The organism is Brevibacillus sp. AG, from assembly GCF_028369215.1.
Lineage (GTDB): Bacteria > Bacillota > Bacilli > Brevibacillales > Brevibacillaceae > Brevibacillus > Brevibacillus porteri.
Window position 1 is genome coordinate 78,788 of sequence record NZ_JAQMYO010000013.1, and the last position, 13,826, is coordinate 92,613.

General features: G+C 48.7%; 15 protein-coding genes. 12 read left to right on the top strand and 3 right to left on the bottom strand.

The features are described from left to right. The first annotated feature begins 152 nt into the window (after window positions 1–152). The 11 genes from hrcA (at window position 153) to POF51_RS27040 (ending at window position 10,463) form a co-directional block, all read left to right on the top strand. Window positions 153–1,178, top strand: coding sequence for a heat-inducible transcriptional repressor HrcA (hrcA, locus tag POF51_RS26990; protein WP_069850302.1), 1,026 nt, complete (start codon window positions 153–155; stop codon window positions 1,176–1,178). A 58-nt stretch (window positions 1,179–1,236) separates the two neighbouring features. Then, window positions 1,237–1,779, top strand: coding sequence for a nucleotide exchange factor GrpE (gene grpE / locus POF51_RS26995; RefSeq protein ID WP_069850300.1), 543 nt, complete (start codon window positions 1,237–1,239; stop codon window positions 1,777–1,779). 51 nt (window positions 1,780–1,830) lie between these two features. After that, window positions 1,831–3,657 (top strand): molecular chaperone DnaK, encoded by a 1,827-nt coding sequence (gene dnaK, locus POF51_RS27000; protein WP_017247716.1) that lies wholly within the window; start codon window positions 1,831–1,833, stop codon window positions 3,655–3,657. A 150-nt stretch (window positions 3,658–3,807) separates the two neighbouring features. Then, complete coding sequence (dnaJ, locus tag POF51_RS27005; RefSeq protein ID WP_017247717.1) at window positions 3,808–4,935, top strand: molecular chaperone DnaJ; 1,128 nt, start codon at window positions 3,808–3,810, stop codon at window positions 4,933–4,935. A gap of 99 nt (window positions 4,936–5,034) precedes the next feature. Then, entirely contained in the window at window positions 5,035–5,976 is a 942-nt protein-coding gene (gene prmA / locus POF51_RS27010) for a 50S ribosomal protein L11 methyltransferase (RefSeq protein WP_069850298.1), read from the top strand. 18 nt (window positions 5,977–5,994) lie between these two features. Further along, window positions 5,995–6,753: a 16S rRNA (uracil(1498)-N(3))-methyltransferase gene (locus POF51_RS27015; RefSeq protein WP_069850295.1), complete on the top strand. Its 759-nt coding sequence runs from the start codon at window positions 5,995–5,997 to the stop codon at window positions 6,751–6,753. Window positions 6,754–6,854: 101 nt separating this feature from the next. After that, window positions 6,855–8,213 carry a tRNA (N(6)-L-threonylcarbamoyladenosine(37)-C(2))-methylthiotransferase MtaB gene (gene mtaB / locus POF51_RS27020; RefSeq protein ID WP_017247720.1) on the top strand — a complete coding sequence of 453 codons (1,359 nt, stop codon included), beginning with the start codon at window positions 6,855–6,857 and terminating at the stop codon, window positions 8,211–8,213. Next, entirely contained in the window at window positions 8,210–8,638 is a 429-nt protein-coding gene (locus POF51_RS27025) for an NUDIX hydrolase (RefSeq protein WP_017247721.1), read from the top strand. The genes mtaB and POF51_RS27025 overlap by 4 nt, the downstream gene beginning before the upstream one ends. Window positions 8,639–8,642: 4 nt before the next feature. After that, the gene (gene deoC, locus POF51_RS27030; protein WP_069850293.1) at window positions 8,643–9,308 is read left to right on the top strand and encodes a deoxyribose-phosphate aldolase; all 666 of its coding nucleotides are present in this window, start codon (window positions 8,643–8,645) and stop codon (window positions 9,306–9,308) included. 101 nt (window positions 9,309–9,409) lie between these two features. Beyond that, a complete protein-coding gene (locus POF51_RS27035; RefSeq protein ID WP_017247723.1) occupies window positions 9,410–9,805 on the top strand; it encodes a CidA/LrgA family protein in 396 nt (131 codons plus the stop codon). After that, window positions 9,798–10,463, top strand: a complete 666-nt coding sequence (locus tag POF51_RS27040) for an LrgB family protein (protein WP_017247724.1) — start codon at window positions 9,798–9,800, stop codon at window positions 10,461–10,463. The genes POF51_RS27035 and POF51_RS27040 overlap by 8 nt, the downstream gene beginning before the upstream one ends. Here the strand turns inward: POF51_RS27040 and POF51_RS27045 are convergent. Next, window positions 10,429–11,412 carry a Na/Pi cotransporter family protein gene (locus POF51_RS27045; RefSeq protein ID WP_017247725.1) on the bottom strand — a complete coding sequence of 328 codons (984 nt, stop codon included), beginning with the start codon at window positions 11,410–11,412 and terminating at the stop codon, window positions 10,429–10,431. The genes POF51_RS27040 and POF51_RS27045 overlap by 35 nt on opposite strands. 89 nt (window positions 11,413–11,501) lie before the next feature. Between POF51_RS27045 and POF51_RS27050 the strand changes: the two genes are divergently transcribed. Beyond that, the gene (locus tag POF51_RS27050; RefSeq protein WP_271756484.1) at window positions 11,502–12,797 is read left to right on the top strand and encodes a class I SAM-dependent rRNA methyltransferase; all 1,296 of its coding nucleotides are present in this window, start codon (window positions 11,502–11,504) and stop codon (window positions 12,795–12,797) included. 63 nt (window positions 12,798–12,860) lie between these two features. Here POF51_RS27050 and POF51_RS27055 read toward each other — a convergent pair whose 3' ends face one another. Beyond that, complete coding sequence (locus POF51_RS27055; protein ID WP_069850289.1) at window positions 12,861–13,049, bottom strand: DUF4177 domain-containing protein; 189 nt, start codon at window positions 13,047–13,049, stop codon at window positions 12,861–12,863. 102 nt (window positions 13,050–13,151) lie between these two features. Continuing rightward, entirely contained in the window at window positions 13,152–13,643 is a 492-nt protein-coding gene (locus POF51_RS27060; RefSeq protein ID WP_271756485.1) for a hypothetical protein, read from the bottom strand. Window positions 13,644–13,826 lie beyond the last annotated feature (183 nt).

Genomic DNA, 13,826 nt, shown 5'->3' on the forward strand with positions numbered 1-13,826 from the left:
GTACAAAGGAAACTCGCGAAAAATGAGATTTTTTGTCTCCGGAACTCGCTCAAGTTCGTTGACAAATCCTTCTACTATTGATACCTTAGTATATAGATTTAGCACTCGATAAGCATGAGTGCTAACAATCCAACAGGAGGCGAGCGACATCCATGTTATCAGACCGTCAACAAATGATTTTAAACGCGATTGTCGATAATTACATTCATTCTGCCGAACCTGTTGGCTCCCGAACCATTTCCAAACGGGACGACATCGGATTCTCTTCGGCAACGATACGCAACGAGATGTCTGACTTGGAAGAGCTGGGATACCTAGAACAGCCCCACACATCGGCGGGACGTGTGCCTTCTACAAAAGGATACCGCTTCTACGTCGATAACTTGATTCAGCCTCATCTTTTGGAGGAAGCTGAATTGGGTAAACTAAAGCAGTTGTTTGCCGAACGTATTCTCCATTCTGAACAAGTGGTAGAGTACACTGCCCAGATTCTCTCTCAACTGACAAACTACACGGCGATTGTCTTGGGTCCAGAGATTTTTGAGCATCGGTTAAAACATATTCAAATCGTTCCTCTGAATGAAACACAGGCTGTGGCGATTGTGGTGACGCATACCGGACGAGTGGAGAACAAGCTGATCGATCTTCCAGAAGGCATTGGTGCCGGGGAAATCGAGAGACTCGTCAATCTGTTGAATGGAAAGCTGACCGATGTACCACTATGGCAGCTGCGGCAACGTCTTTATCAAGAGATTTCCGGTGAAATGCAACGTCATACGGAGCAGTATGAAGAAATTCTTCAGTTCCTCAACAACTCGCTGACACAAGAAGAAGAACGAGTATACTTACGCGGTGCGACCAAGATCTTGAACCAGCCGGAATTCCGAGACGTGGATAAAGTCAAGGATATTCTGGAGCTATTGGAGCAGCACGATCAATTGCTGAATGTGATCGGCATGCAGGGTGATGGTTTAACGGTACGCATCGGACAGGAAAACCAGCTAGACGCGATTAAGCAATGCAGTATTATTACCACTTCTTATTCGCTTGGAGGCAAGCCGGTAGGAATGGTGGGGATACTTGGTCCGACGCGAATGGAATACGGCAAGGTCATTACGGTGCTCAACCATTTAGCGGAAGGCCTATCGCGCATGCTGACTTCGCAGTTTGAGAAATAAATGGAGTGAATGGCTAAACAGTCTTTTGACTGGGAAAGGCCGTCAGGAGGTAGTGAAGTTGAGCGAGGAAAAAGTAGCGCAAGACCCGATTCTCGAAGAAGAACAAGTAGCAGAGGATGCAGACCAAACGACTGCAACCGAAATGAACGGGGAGCAGGATGCTGCTCACTGGAAGGCTCAGGCCGAAGAGCATCAAAACCGCATGCTGCGTGCCATGGCCGATATGGATAACCTTCGCCGCCGTGTTCGCAAAGAGCAGGAAGATCTGGCTAAATACGCTTCTCTTAAAATCGTGGAAGAGCTTCTGCCAGTTCTCGATAACTTCGAGCGAGCACTTGCCGCTGACAAGGATTCCATGACGGTAGACTCCCTCTTGGAGGGCGTAAACATGGTATATCGCCAGATGGTCCAAGTTTTCGATAAAGAAGGCTTGGCCGCAATCGAGGCTCAAGGAAAACCATTTGACCCTCACATCCACCAGGCGGTTATGCAAACACAAGACCCTGAGTTTGAATCAGGTGTTGTGGTAGCCGAGCTGCAAAAAGGATATATGTTCAAAGACCGCGTCGTTCGTCCGGCGATGGTACAAGTGAACGAGTAATCTCAAAAAACGTAAATTCACTAGAAGCATAGTGTTAGGAGGACATTTTGTATGAGTCGCGTAATCGGAATTGACTTGGGAACAACCAACTCTTGTGTAGCAGTAATGGAAGGCGGAGAGCCTGTCGTTATTGCCAATGCGGAAGGTAACCGCACTACACCATCCGTGGTAGCATTCAAAAACGGCGAGCGCATCGTTGGGGAAGCGGCAAAACGCCAAGCGATCACGAATCCAGACAATACCGTAATCTCCATCAAGCGCCACATGGGTACTGCTCATAAAGAAACGCTTGAAGGTAATGCATACTCCCCTGAGCAGATTTCTGCTATGATTCTGCAAAAGCTGAAAGCAGACGCGGAAAGCTACCTTGGTCAACCTGTGACGCAGGCAGTGATTACGGTTCCAGCATACTTCAATGACAGCCAACGCCAAGCAACAAAAGATGCTGGTAAAATTGCTGGCTTGGAAGTACTGCGTATCGTGAACGAACCAACCGCAGCTGCACTTGCATACGGTATGGAGAAAACAGAAGATCAAACCGTTCTCGTATTCGACTTGGGTGGCGGTACCTTTGACGTATCCATTCTCGAATTGTCCGACGGCTTCTTCGAAGTAAAAGCGACCTCCGGTGATAACAAGCTGGGTGGAGACGACTTCGACGATGTAGTGATGAACTACCTGGTGAGCGAATTCAAAAAGGAACATGGCATCGACTTGTCCAAGGATCGTATGGCACAACAACGTTTGAAAGACGCTGCTGAAAAAGCGAAGAAAGATCTGTCCGGTGTTTTGACTACGACTATTTCTCTGCCGTTCATTACAGCAGATGCAACAGGTCCAAAACACTTGGAGATGAACCTGACTCGCGCAAAATTCGAAGAGATCTCCGCTGATTTGGTAGAGCGTACGATGGGCCCAACTCGTCAAGCGCTAAAAGATGCTGGTCTGACTCCAAGCGAACTGGATCGCGTTATCCTGGTTGGTGGTTCTACTCGTATCCCAGCGGTACAAGAAGCAATCAAGAAATTTACAGGAAAAGAACCACATAAAGGTGTAAACCCAGACGAAGTAGTAGCACTGGGAGCGGCTGTTCAAGCGGGCGTACTGACTGGTGACGTGAAAGACGTCGTTCTTCTCGACGTAACTCCACTGTCCCTCGGTATCGAAACATTGGGTGGCGTATTCACCAAGTTGATCGATCGTAACACGACGATCCCAACAAGCAAATCCCAAGTGTTCTCTACAGCTGCTGACAACCAAACATCTGTAGAAATCCACGTTCTCCAAGGGGAGCGTCAAATGGCGAACGACAATAAATCTCTCGGTCGCTTCAACCTGTCTGATATCCCGCCAGCGCCACGCGGCATCCCGCAAATCGAAGTTTCCTTCGATATTGACGCGAACGGTATCGTAAATGTACGTGCAAAAGACCTGGGTACAGGAAAAGAGCAACGTATCACGATTACTTCCAACTCCGGCCTGTCCGACGATGATATCGATCGCATGGTAAAAGATGCCGAGTTGAATGCAGAAGCGGACAAACAACGCAAAGAGCAAGTGGAAGTTCGCAACGAAGCTGATCAGCTTGTATTCACGACTGAGAAAACACTGAAAGAAGTAGAAGGCAAGATCGATCAAGCTGAAATCGACCGCGCTAACGCTGCAAAAGATAAAGTGAAAGCTGCTCTGGAAGGCGGCAACATCGAAGAGATCAAGACAGCGAAAGATGAACTGTCCGAGATCATCCAACAAATTTCTGTGAAGCTCTACGAGCAGGCTGCTCAAGCGCAAGCAGCACAAGGCGGCGCTGAAGGTCAAGAGCCGAAGAAAGACAATGTTGTTGATGCTGACTACGAAGTGGTAGACGATAAAAAGTAACACGCTGGAACTGTGAGGGGAGAGATTTCTTCCCTCACTTCCCACGATGTGACCCATGAAAGTCAAAGTCACGGAATGCTGACTTTGACTTTTTTTCAAGTCTGTCACATGCTATGATAACAGTTGACTGTCATGGGAGTGATGTAGGAGATGAAACGTGATTTATACGAGGTTCTAGGCGTTGCCAAGGACGCGGACGCTGATGAAATTAAAAAAGCGTATCGCAAGCTGGCTCGCCAGTACCATCCGGATGTAAATAAAGAGGCTGACGCGGAAGAAAAGTTCAAAGAAGTAAAGGATGCGTACGACATCCTGTCCGAGCCACAAAAGCGTGCGCAGTATGACCGTTTTGGTCACCAAGACCCGAATCAGGGCTTCGGTGGCGGAGGTTTTGATGGATCAGGCATGGGCGGCTTCGGAGATATTTTTGATATGTTCTTCGGTGGTGGCGGCAGACGTTCGAATCCAAATGCACCACGCAAAGGATCTGATCTGCAATTTGGCCTCAGCATTGACTTTATCGACGCGATTTTTGGAAAAGAAACCGACGTGGAAATTCCAAAAGAAGCAGAATGCGATACATGCCTTGGTTCTGGCGCGAAGCCTGGTTCCGGTGTAGATACATGTAAGACTTGTAGCGGAACTGGACAACAAGAAGTGGTGGCGAACACGCCATTTGGCCGAATCGTCAATCGCCGTGTTTGCTCGACTTGCGAAGGAAAAGGGAAAGTCGTCAAAGAAAAATGTTCAACTTGCCGTGGCAATGGACGTGTCAAGGTACGCCGCAAAATTCATCTCAACATCCCAGCAGGTGTGGACGATGGTGCACAATTGCGCGTAACAGGCGAGGGAGAACCGGGCGCAAACGGTGGACCTCCTGGAGATTTGTACGTCGTATTGCGTGTGAAGAGTCATGAGTTTTTTGAGCGTGAAGGAAATGATATTTACTGTGAGGTTCCGCTTACTTACGCACAGGCAGCACTTGGAGATGAGATCGAAGTGCCGACTGTCGATGGTCGCGTGAAGTTGAAGATCCCGGCGGGTACCCAAACAGAAACATTCTTCCGCTTGCGTGGTAAAGGTGTTCCGCATTTGCGTGGAAACGGCCGAGGTGATCAGCATGTGAAAGTGCGCGTCATTACACCGACCAAGCTAAGCGATAAACAAAAGGAATTGTTGCGTGAGCTCGCCGAACTGTCTGGAGAAAAGCCAGGGCAGCATGGGGGAGAAGACGAAAGCTTTTTCGAAAAAATGAAACGGGCATTCCGCGGCGAGTAATCCGTCGCGGTTTTGTCCGCTTTCTGCCTAAAGTTTCATGTAGCGAAGTCGATTAAATGAAAAGCCCGATTGGGAGCTTATGTGGGGAGTGGTAGATTCGTGAAATGGTCAGAAATCAGTATCCATACTACAGCGGAGGCTACGGAGGCGGTGTCAAGCCTCTTGTATGAATTGGGTGCCAATGGTGTCGTAATTGAAGACCCGGAGGTGCTTTATCGTGAGTGGGATACCCCCTTTGGCGAAATCTACCAGCTTTCTCCTGATGATTTTCCAGCCGAGGGCGTATTCGTTAAAGCATACCTGCCGGTTGACAGCAGCGAGCTGCTTGATGTAGTTGAAGAGCTGAAAGAGCAATTGGCGCAGTTGATCGAGTACGGTCTGGATATCGGCAAGGCATCGATTGCTGTAAACGATGTCCACGAAGATGAATGGGCCCACGCCTGGAAAAAATATTACAAACCGGTTCATGTGTCTGATCGCATGACCATCAAGCCAGTATGGGAAGAGTACGAACCGAAGAATTCCGATGAGATTATTATCGAGATGGACCCAGGCATGGCATTTGGAACAGGTACACATCCGACGACCATCCTTTGTCTGCGTGCACTCGAGAAGTACATGGCAAAAGGCGATCAGGTGTATGATGTTGGGACAGGCACAGCTATTTTGAGTATTGCTGCTATCAAGCTCGGAGCAAAAGATGTGCTGGCGATGGACTTGGATGAAGTAGCCGTACGCTCTGCACAGGCCAATACCGAACTGAATGGTGTGCATGAGCATATCAACGTGAGACAAAACAACTTGCTCGACGGCATCGAGGAGCAGGTGGAAGTGGTCGTGGCTAACATTTTGGCAGAAGTCATCGTGCGTTTCACCGACGATGTATTCCGCGTGTTGAAGCCAGGTGGTACCTTTATCTCTTCTGGTATTATTGCTGCACGTGAAGCGGATGTAAAAGCGGCGTTGGCGGCTTCAGGTCTTGAGGTCGTGGAAACCATTTTCATCGATGACTGGGTAGCAATTGTAGCAAAAAAACGATAGAATAGTGGGGTTGGCGAGATGCAACGATATTTTGTCGAGCCACATTCCTTTAGTGAGAATGAGCTAACGATTGTCGGAGACGATGTACACCATATCGTAAATGTAATGCGTGCTCGGGAAGGCGAAGAAATCATCGTTTCTAATGGAGCGGGCAGGTCTGCACGGGCCAAGCTTGTCTACCTTTCTGCCAAGGAAGTGCGGGCAGAAGTAATGGAAATGCTTCAAGAAGAACGAGAACTGCCGATCCGGATCACAATTGGTCAGGGGCTTCCAAAAGGCGAGAAGCTCGAGTGGATTTTGCAAAAGGGGACGGAACTTGGGGCGTACTCTTTTTTCCCGTTTTCTTCTGAGCGAACCATCGTAAAGCTGGATGCCAAAAAAGAAGCAAAAAAACTGGAGCGTTGGCGCAAGATTGTCAAAGAGGCTGCTGAACAGTCTCATCGCACTGTTTTGCCAGAGCTTTTATCTCCTGTTTCATTTCGTGAGATACTTCAAGCTGGCCAGTCTTATACGCATTGCGCCATTGCCTATGAAAAAGAAGGCAGTACGACGATTCATCAAGTGCTAGAAGAGATGACTGTGGACGATTCACTTCTCGTCCTCGTTGGACCGGAGGGAGGCTTCTCTCCTGAGGAAGTGGCACAAGCAGAGAGCAAAGGGTTCCTGACAGTTTCTCTCGGCCCGCGCATTTTGCGCACGGAAACGGCAAGCCAGTACGTTTTGGCCTGCGCTTCCTATCAGTTTGAACGAAAGGCTTCATCACTTCGCAAAGGATGAGCAGGAATCAAACGGTTATGACCGTTTGGTTGACCGCAAGCGGTCACATCCACTTTTATGAAAAACATCGAGACGTTTTTCACGGAAAAGGAGGAATGGCAATGTCTACCGTTGCTTTTCATACATTGGGCTGCAAAGTAAACAGCTATGAAACAGAGGCCATCTGGCAATTGTTCAAGGCAGACGGCTACGAGAGAGTCGACTTTGAACAAGATGATGCAGATGTTTACGTCATTAATACTTGTACCGTGACGAACACGGGAGATAAGAAGAGTCGCCAAGTGATTCGTCGTGCGATTCGTCGTAATCCTGAGGCGATCGTAGCCGTAACTGGCTGCTATGCGCAAACCTCTCCAAGTGAGATTGCGCAAATTCCCGGTGTGGATATCGTAGTAGGTACACAAGGGCGCGAGAAGCTGATCGAGTACGTGGATCAAATTCGTACAGAGCGCCAGCCGATCAATGCAGTTGGCAACATCATGAAAGCGCGCGAATTCGAAGAGCTGGATGTTCCTAACTTTACGGATCGCACACGTGCTTCCCTCAAGATTCAAGAGGGTTGCAACAACTTTTGTACGTTTTGTATTATTCCTTGGGCGCGCGGTCTGATGCGTTCCCGCAAACCGGAAAGCGTCGTCGAACAGGCCCAAAAGCTGGTGGAAGCGGGCTATCTGGAAATCGTTTTGACTGGGATTCATACGGGTGGATACGGCGAGGATTTGGAAGACTACAATTTGGCCAAGCTGTTGCTTGACCTTCATCAAGTAGAAGGCCTCAAGCGCATCCGTATCAGTTCGATCGAGGCGAGCCAAATCACCGATGAAGTGATCGAGGTCATCAACAACTCCGATCGTGTCGTGCGCCATCTGCATGTACCGCTGCAAGCGGGCGATGACGAAGTGTTGAAACGCATGCGCCGCAAGTATACGACGGCTGAGTTTTACGAAAGAATGGTCAAAGTACGCGAAGCATTGCCAGGAGCAGCGATTACAACAGACGTCATCGTAGGCTTCCCGGGTGAGTCCGAAGAGCAATTCTGGAACGGATACGAGTTTATGAAGAAAATCGGTTTTGCCGAGATGCATGTATTCCCGTACTCCATGCGTACAGGTACACCAGCAGCGCGTATGACGGATCAAATTCCTGAAGAGGAAAAGAACGAGCGCGTAGCGAAGCTTCTAGAGCTTAATCAGGAATTGACCTTGGCATACTCCAAGAAATTCGTAGGGGATGTACTGGAAGTTATTCCGGAGCGTCCATTTAAAGAAGCACCTGATAGTGGTCTTCTGATGGGCTATTCGGACAACTACCTGAACGTCGTCTTCCCTGGCGATGAGAGCATGATCGGCAAGATTTGCAAGGTCAGACTGGATGAACCAGGCTCGGAATACTGCAAAGGGACTTTTGTCCGCGTAGTGGAAACAGAGGCGCTGCCTTACCTGAAGGAGCGAGCTATATGAGGGAGATATCGGCAGGAGGCGTTGTATACCAGAAGCAAGACACAGAGTACATGCTCCTATTGATTGAAGACCGCTATGGCAAAGTAACACTCGCAAAAGGGAAGCAGGAGATGGGCGAGACCATCGAAGAAACGGCTCTGCGCGAAGTTTTGGAAGAAACAGGCGTAGCAGGACGATTGGGGTCCAAGCTCGACATGATCACCTACGTGTATACGCATCCGGTGACGGGCGAATCCATCGACAAAGAAGTCCATTATTATTTAGTAGAAGCTTACAACACAGAAATCACCGTACAGCTAGAAGAAATCAATGATGTTCATTGGCATTCAGCTAAGGAAGCTTGGGATTTGCAACTGCAACGAGGATACCGTAACAATGACAGCATTTTTCGCCTTGCATTCGAACAATTAGGGATAGAGGTGTAGTTCTATGAACATGAACAAATATATCGACCACACGCTGTTGAAGCCTGATGCTACACAAGAGATGATTGACAAGCTGTGCCAAGAAGCAAGAGAGCACGATTTCATGTCTGTATGCGTAAACCCTTACTGGGTAAAACGCTCTGCTGAACTCCTGGCAGGTTCTGATGTAAAAGTGTGCACGGTTATCGGATTCCCTCTGGGAGCGAGCACGATCGAGTCCAAAGCAGCCGAAACCCGCGATGCGATTGCAAACGGAGCGACTGAGGTAGATATGGTACTGAACGTAGGTGCCCTGAAATCCGGCGACCTGGAAACTGTCAAAAAAGACATCGTTGCTGTGAAGCAAGCTGCTGGCGATATTCTCTTGAAAGTGATTCTGGAGACTTGCCTCTTGACCGAAGAAGAAAAAGTAGTTGCGTGCAAGCTCTCCGTAGAGGCTGGTGCTGATTACGTAAAAACCTCCACAGGATTTTCAACAGGTGGAGCAACGGTTGAAGATATCGCCCTGATGCGTAAAACCGTAGGACCAAATGTAGGTGTAAAAGCGTCTGGTGGCGTTCGTGACGGCGAAGCAGCGGTTGCGATGATCGAAGCAGGCGCGAGTCGTGTCGGTACAAGCTCCGGTGTTTCCATTGTAACTGGAGCAAAAACAACAGGCAGCGGATACTAATACGAAAGAAAAGCCTGGCCGAGGAAAGGCCGGGCTTTTTCCGTCCTGCATGCTGATGTTCCTATAGAGAGAGGATAGGGAGCGGGGAGGAGATTAGCAAAATGAAATTTGTTAAAGGAATCGTCATCCTGTTGGCTTTTTATGGAGTAGGCGTAGCTGCGAGCAAATGGCTGCATATTCCCCTGCCCGGTAACTTGGTGGGAATGCTGCTGTTAACTCTGGGACTTTGTATGGGATGGATACGAATGGATTGGGTGGAACAAGCGGGTACTTTTCTAATCCGACACATGTTGCTCTTTTTCGTACCGATCATCGTCGGAGTTGCTTCCTATTTAAACGTATTCACGCAAAATCCATTGCCAATTATACTATCGATGGTACTCGGTCCATTGTTAGTCATGCTTGTGACGGGTGTGGTCGTGCAATGGTATTTGAAGCATCATAAACAAAAATCAGAATCGTCCTCGCAGCAAGAGAGGAGGACTCTGGATGCTTAGTCAATTTTTCGCCATTTTGGTATCGATAGCAGGGTACAAAGGTGCAACAATGATCAACGCCCGATTCCAACGATTGCAGCCTCTCCTGGTGGCTGTGATCTTGGTCTGGACCATGTGGTGGGCGTTTAGCGGCGATTGGGAGGCGTTTGCAGCTGGAGGCCAGTGGATTTCCTTTTGGCTAGGCCCTGCAACAGTTGCACTCGCTATTCCGCTGGCTAAACAGATCAAGGAGTTTGCTCATATTTGGCGTGGTGTATTGCTTGGTGTATGTGCAGGCTGTGCAGTTGCAATCATCGTCGTTATGGCGGTTCATTGGTGTCTGGGATCAGATGAGCTCGTATACAAAAGCATGCTGAGCAAATCCGTGACCACCCCGATTGCGTTGGAGCTGAGTCGTTCCATAGGTGGGGAACCTGCGCTTGCAGCCTTTTTTACCGCGCTGACAGGGATGGTCGGTGTAATGATTGCCCGTCCTGTTCTCAAATGGGGAAAAATCACCGATGATTGGGCAATCGGTATCGCCATTGGTACGAGTGCACACGCCATTGGTACGGCTAGCTTGAACCGCGTTTCTCCCGTTCAAACGGCAGCGTCCAGTGTCGCAATGATCGTGGCAGGCGTCATTACTTCCATCTACTTGATACCATTTTCTTTCTGAAGGTGAGGTCAGTAGGACGACGCCTATCAGGGATCAGCCATTGAATAAACCGGGCTATCTGCGGCACGAATGGCAGCGCGACCAGCGAGCAGACGAGATTGAAGATCGTCTGTGAATGGGCGATCTGCATAGAAGGACTATCCGTTAAAAATGCACTGACGAGGGCAAGCTGGGAAAGAAACGGTAAAAAAACAATCGCGCCTGCGACGTTGAAGAGCGTATGGCACCATGCGACCTGTTTGGATGCCGTATTCGTGCCAATGGCAGCGATGACAGCGGTAAAGCAAGTTCCGACGTTCGCGCCCAATACGATGGCGAGTGCCGTTTCCATCGAAAGAATTTGATGACTGAGCAGGCCCATCGTGATCACGGTCGTAGCGGAACCGCTATGAATGAGAGCGGTGAAAATGATCCCGGTGATCAAACCGATCCAGATGGAATGGCTGCTCTCCAGAAAAAGGGAACGAAACGTCTCAGACTGCTCCAAAGGCTTCGCCATGACTTTCAATGTATCGATTCCGAGGAAGATCAGTCCGAAGCCGGCGACGACGAGACCAATGCAACGAATGTTTCGGCGCGGCATCAGCCACAGAGCGACTCCGATGAGAAGCATGGGAATGGCAAAGGACTCGAGCTTGAGCGCTACCAGCTCCGTTGTCACTGTCGTGCCCAGATTGGTTCCCAAAATGATGCCGACGGTTTGTGTGAACTGGATGATGCCTGCGTTCGTCAGCCCAATTGTCAGGACGGTTACCGCACTTGAGCTTTGCAAGACAAAAGTAGCGAAGAGACCAATCCAGAAGCTATGGAGCGGGGTACGTGTAAAGCGCCCCATCCATTCTTCCATTTTTTTGCCGGCGAGGTTTTGAAAGCCGGAGCGCATGGCGTACATACCGAAAAGAAAAAAAGTGAGCCCAAAGGTAAAAGGGGCGAGGATGGAGACTATCACAAGATACGTTCCTCCCTGTCCATTTTTAGCAAGTTACTATAACGCTATGCCTGTACAAGGGCAAGCATGACAAGAGGAGGAATAGCTGCATGGCACGTGTGCTATTGAATCAACATCGGAAAAAGCGGCTAGAAGTAGGACATCCGTGGGTTTTTCAATCGGAGGTATTAGAAATTCAAGGGGATGTAGAACCAGGTGAAATCGTCGAGGTCACCAATCACAAAGGGTATTTTTTGGCAAAGGGCTACATTAACCCAGCTTCCCAAATGATCGTGCGCATTATGAGTTATGACCAAAAGGAAGAGATCGACTATGACTTTTTCTTGCGCAAAATCAAACAGGCGGCAGAATTCCGGACGAGATTTGTGGACAATCCGCGGGCTTGCCGTGTCATTTACGGGGAAGCTGACTTTTTGCCAGGACTCATCGTCGACCGCTACGAAGACACATTGGTTGTCCAAGTCCTCTCATTGGGGATGGAGAAGCGCATCGATTGGATTCGGGATGCACTCGTAGAGGTATTTGCACCGACCGGTATTTATTTGCGCAATGATGTACATGTCCGTGAACTGGAAGGACTGTCACAGGGCAAAGAAGTCCTGTATGGAGAGTGCCCACGTGAGGTATTGATCGAAGAAAACGGATTGAAATACTATGTGGATATCGTAGAGGGGCAAAAGACCGGCTTTTTCTATGATCAGAGGGAAAATCGTGCTTCCATCGCGCCTTTGATGAAAGGCTGGGGCGAAAAGCACGGTATTACCCTGACGAGCATGGAAGTAGACGGCGAGACAAAGCAGGTGCCTGTAGACAAGCGAGGTAAAGTGGTCAAAAATCCGTTTTGGGATGGCGCTGAGGTATTGGAATGCTTTACACACACTGGTTCCTTCACCCTGAATGCTTGCAAGCACGGTGCGAAAAAGGTGACAGCCCTCGATATTTCCGATCACGCCATCGAAACAGCGAAGCGAAACATTACACTCAATGGCTTCTTGCATCGCGTAGATTTTGTTGTGGCTAATGCGTTTGATTACTTGCGTGAAAATGTAGAGGCAGGTAAGAACTGGGATGTGGTCATTCTTGATCCACCAGCATTCGCAAAATCGCGTGGAGCAGTGAAAGGCGCTTGTCGCGGTTACAAAGACATTAACTTAAACGGGATGAAGCTCGTTCGTCCAGGCGGATTTCTCGTTACCGCGTCTTGCTCGTACCATATGTCACCTGAGCTGTTCCTGCAAACGATTCAAGAGGCAGCGGTCGATGCGAAAAAGATATTGCGCCTGATTGAATGGCGAGGCGCGGGCAAGGATCATCCGCAAATTAGTGGGGCTGATGAGGCTCATTACTTGAAATTTGCCATCTTTGAAGTAAGAGATCGTCGATAGAAAAAAAGAAAAACAGCGTCCGCTTTCATACGGCGCTGTTTTTCTATTCGGTTTCAGTTTGATTTAAGACTTTGGTTTTTCAAAAATCAATTCGAAGTATTTGGCCATACCATCGCCCCCGATGCTTGGAGCAAAGATTTGCACCAAACGCCAGCCTTCCTTGGCTTGCTCGTGGACAACGGTCTGATAATCTTCTTTTGGTTGGCGTCGAAAAGAGGACAGCTCAACTCGGACGAATTTGTATTCAAACATGTTCTTTCCCCCCGCTTGTATCATCGTCTCTCTTTTTATACGCGCGATGAGCGGAAAGAGTTGCAAAAGAATGTGAATCATTTCGAATAAAGAAATAAGTGCTCATGACAATTGCTTGTCATTTTTTACACGCCTGACGAGATCGAGAGCCTGCTTGAACCCCAGCTCCTTGCCTAAAAAGACTTGTCCTTCGGCGGGGGTAGAAGCGCGGGCCTGGCTTAAGTTCTGAAGCTCGTGGTTCAAGAGATGCTCGACCAAATACAGCTGTACCTGACCAATTTCCCGTTCGCTTTTCCGATCACGCTCCTTGAACTTAGCCCGCTGCTGACTTTCCTCCACGTACTTGTCGATATCATCCTCCAAAAAATGGGAGGAGTTGCAGATGATATGGCGGTAGTCATCCGTCTTAGAGGGAATGGTACGGATGGTATGACCGAGATGGGCGAGGAGAAATTTGTTCAAGACGATTGCGTCTCGGGTGTAGTTGTTATGCAGCAGGGAGTATTCCCCCAAGAAAGACCCGCTTTCCTTATCATAGCTGTGCAATAAAGTGTAAGAAGAGCAATATGTGCAGTACAACAAATAATCTCTCATGGAAATCCCTCCAGAAAAATAGCTCCATGACAGGAATTTTATTTATATGTATGAGAAAAAACGTGAGCTGGTGATACTTGCTTCTCTTGTTTTTGGCGTTTGGTTTGTGTATGCTAAATGACGGGCTCGGCCCGGTAAATAGAGCAGATGTTGGGCTTTTGCATAGCATAGGAGAGAGTAGAA

Bases quoted from the DNA above. Each gene is read 5' to 3' on its own strand.
- mtaB (WP_017247720.1), top strand. From the start codon at position 6,855: ATGTCTACCGTTGCTTTTCATACATTGGGCTGCAAAGTAAACAGCTAT.
- POF51_RS27035 (WP_017247723.1), top strand. From the start codon at position 9,410: ATGAAATTTGTTAAAGGAATCGTCATCCTGTTGGCTTTTTATGGAGTA.
- POF51_RS27050 (WP_271756484.1), top strand. From the start codon at position 11,502: ATGGCACGTGTGCTATTGAATCAACATCGGAAAAAGCGGCTAGAAGTA.
- dnaK (WP_017247716.1), top strand. From the start codon at position 1,831: ATGAGTCGCGTAATCGGAATTGACTTGGGAACAACCAACTCTTGTGTA.
- POF51_RS27060 (WP_271756485.1), bottom strand. From the start codon at position 13,643: ATGAGAGATTATTTGTTGTACTGCACATATTGCTCTTCTTACACTTTA.
- dnaJ (WP_017247717.1), top strand. From the start codon at position 3,808: ATGAAACGTGATTTATACGAGGTTCTAGGCGTTGCCAAGGACGCGGAC.
- deoC (WP_069850293.1), top strand. From the start codon at position 8,643: ATGAACATGAACAAATATATCGACCACACGCTGTTGAAGCCTGATGCT.
- hrcA (WP_069850302.1), top strand. From the start codon at position 153: ATGTTATCAGACCGTCAACAAATGATTTTAAACGCGATTGTCGATAAT.
- POF51_RS27055 (WP_069850289.1), bottom strand. From the start codon at position 13,049: ATGTTTGAATACAAATTCGTCCGAGTTGAGCTGTCCTCTTTTCGACGC.
- POF51_RS27040 (WP_017247724.1), top strand. From the start codon at position 9,798: ATGCTTAGTCAATTTTTCGCCATTTTGGTATCGATAGCAGGGTACAAA.
- POF51_RS27015 (WP_069850295.1), top strand. From the start codon at position 5,995: ATGCAACGATATTTTGTCGAGCCACATTCCTTTAGTGAGAATGAGCTA.
- POF51_RS27025 (WP_017247721.1), top strand. From the start codon at position 8,210: ATGAGGGAGATATCGGCAGGAGGCGTTGTATACCAGAAGCAAGACACA.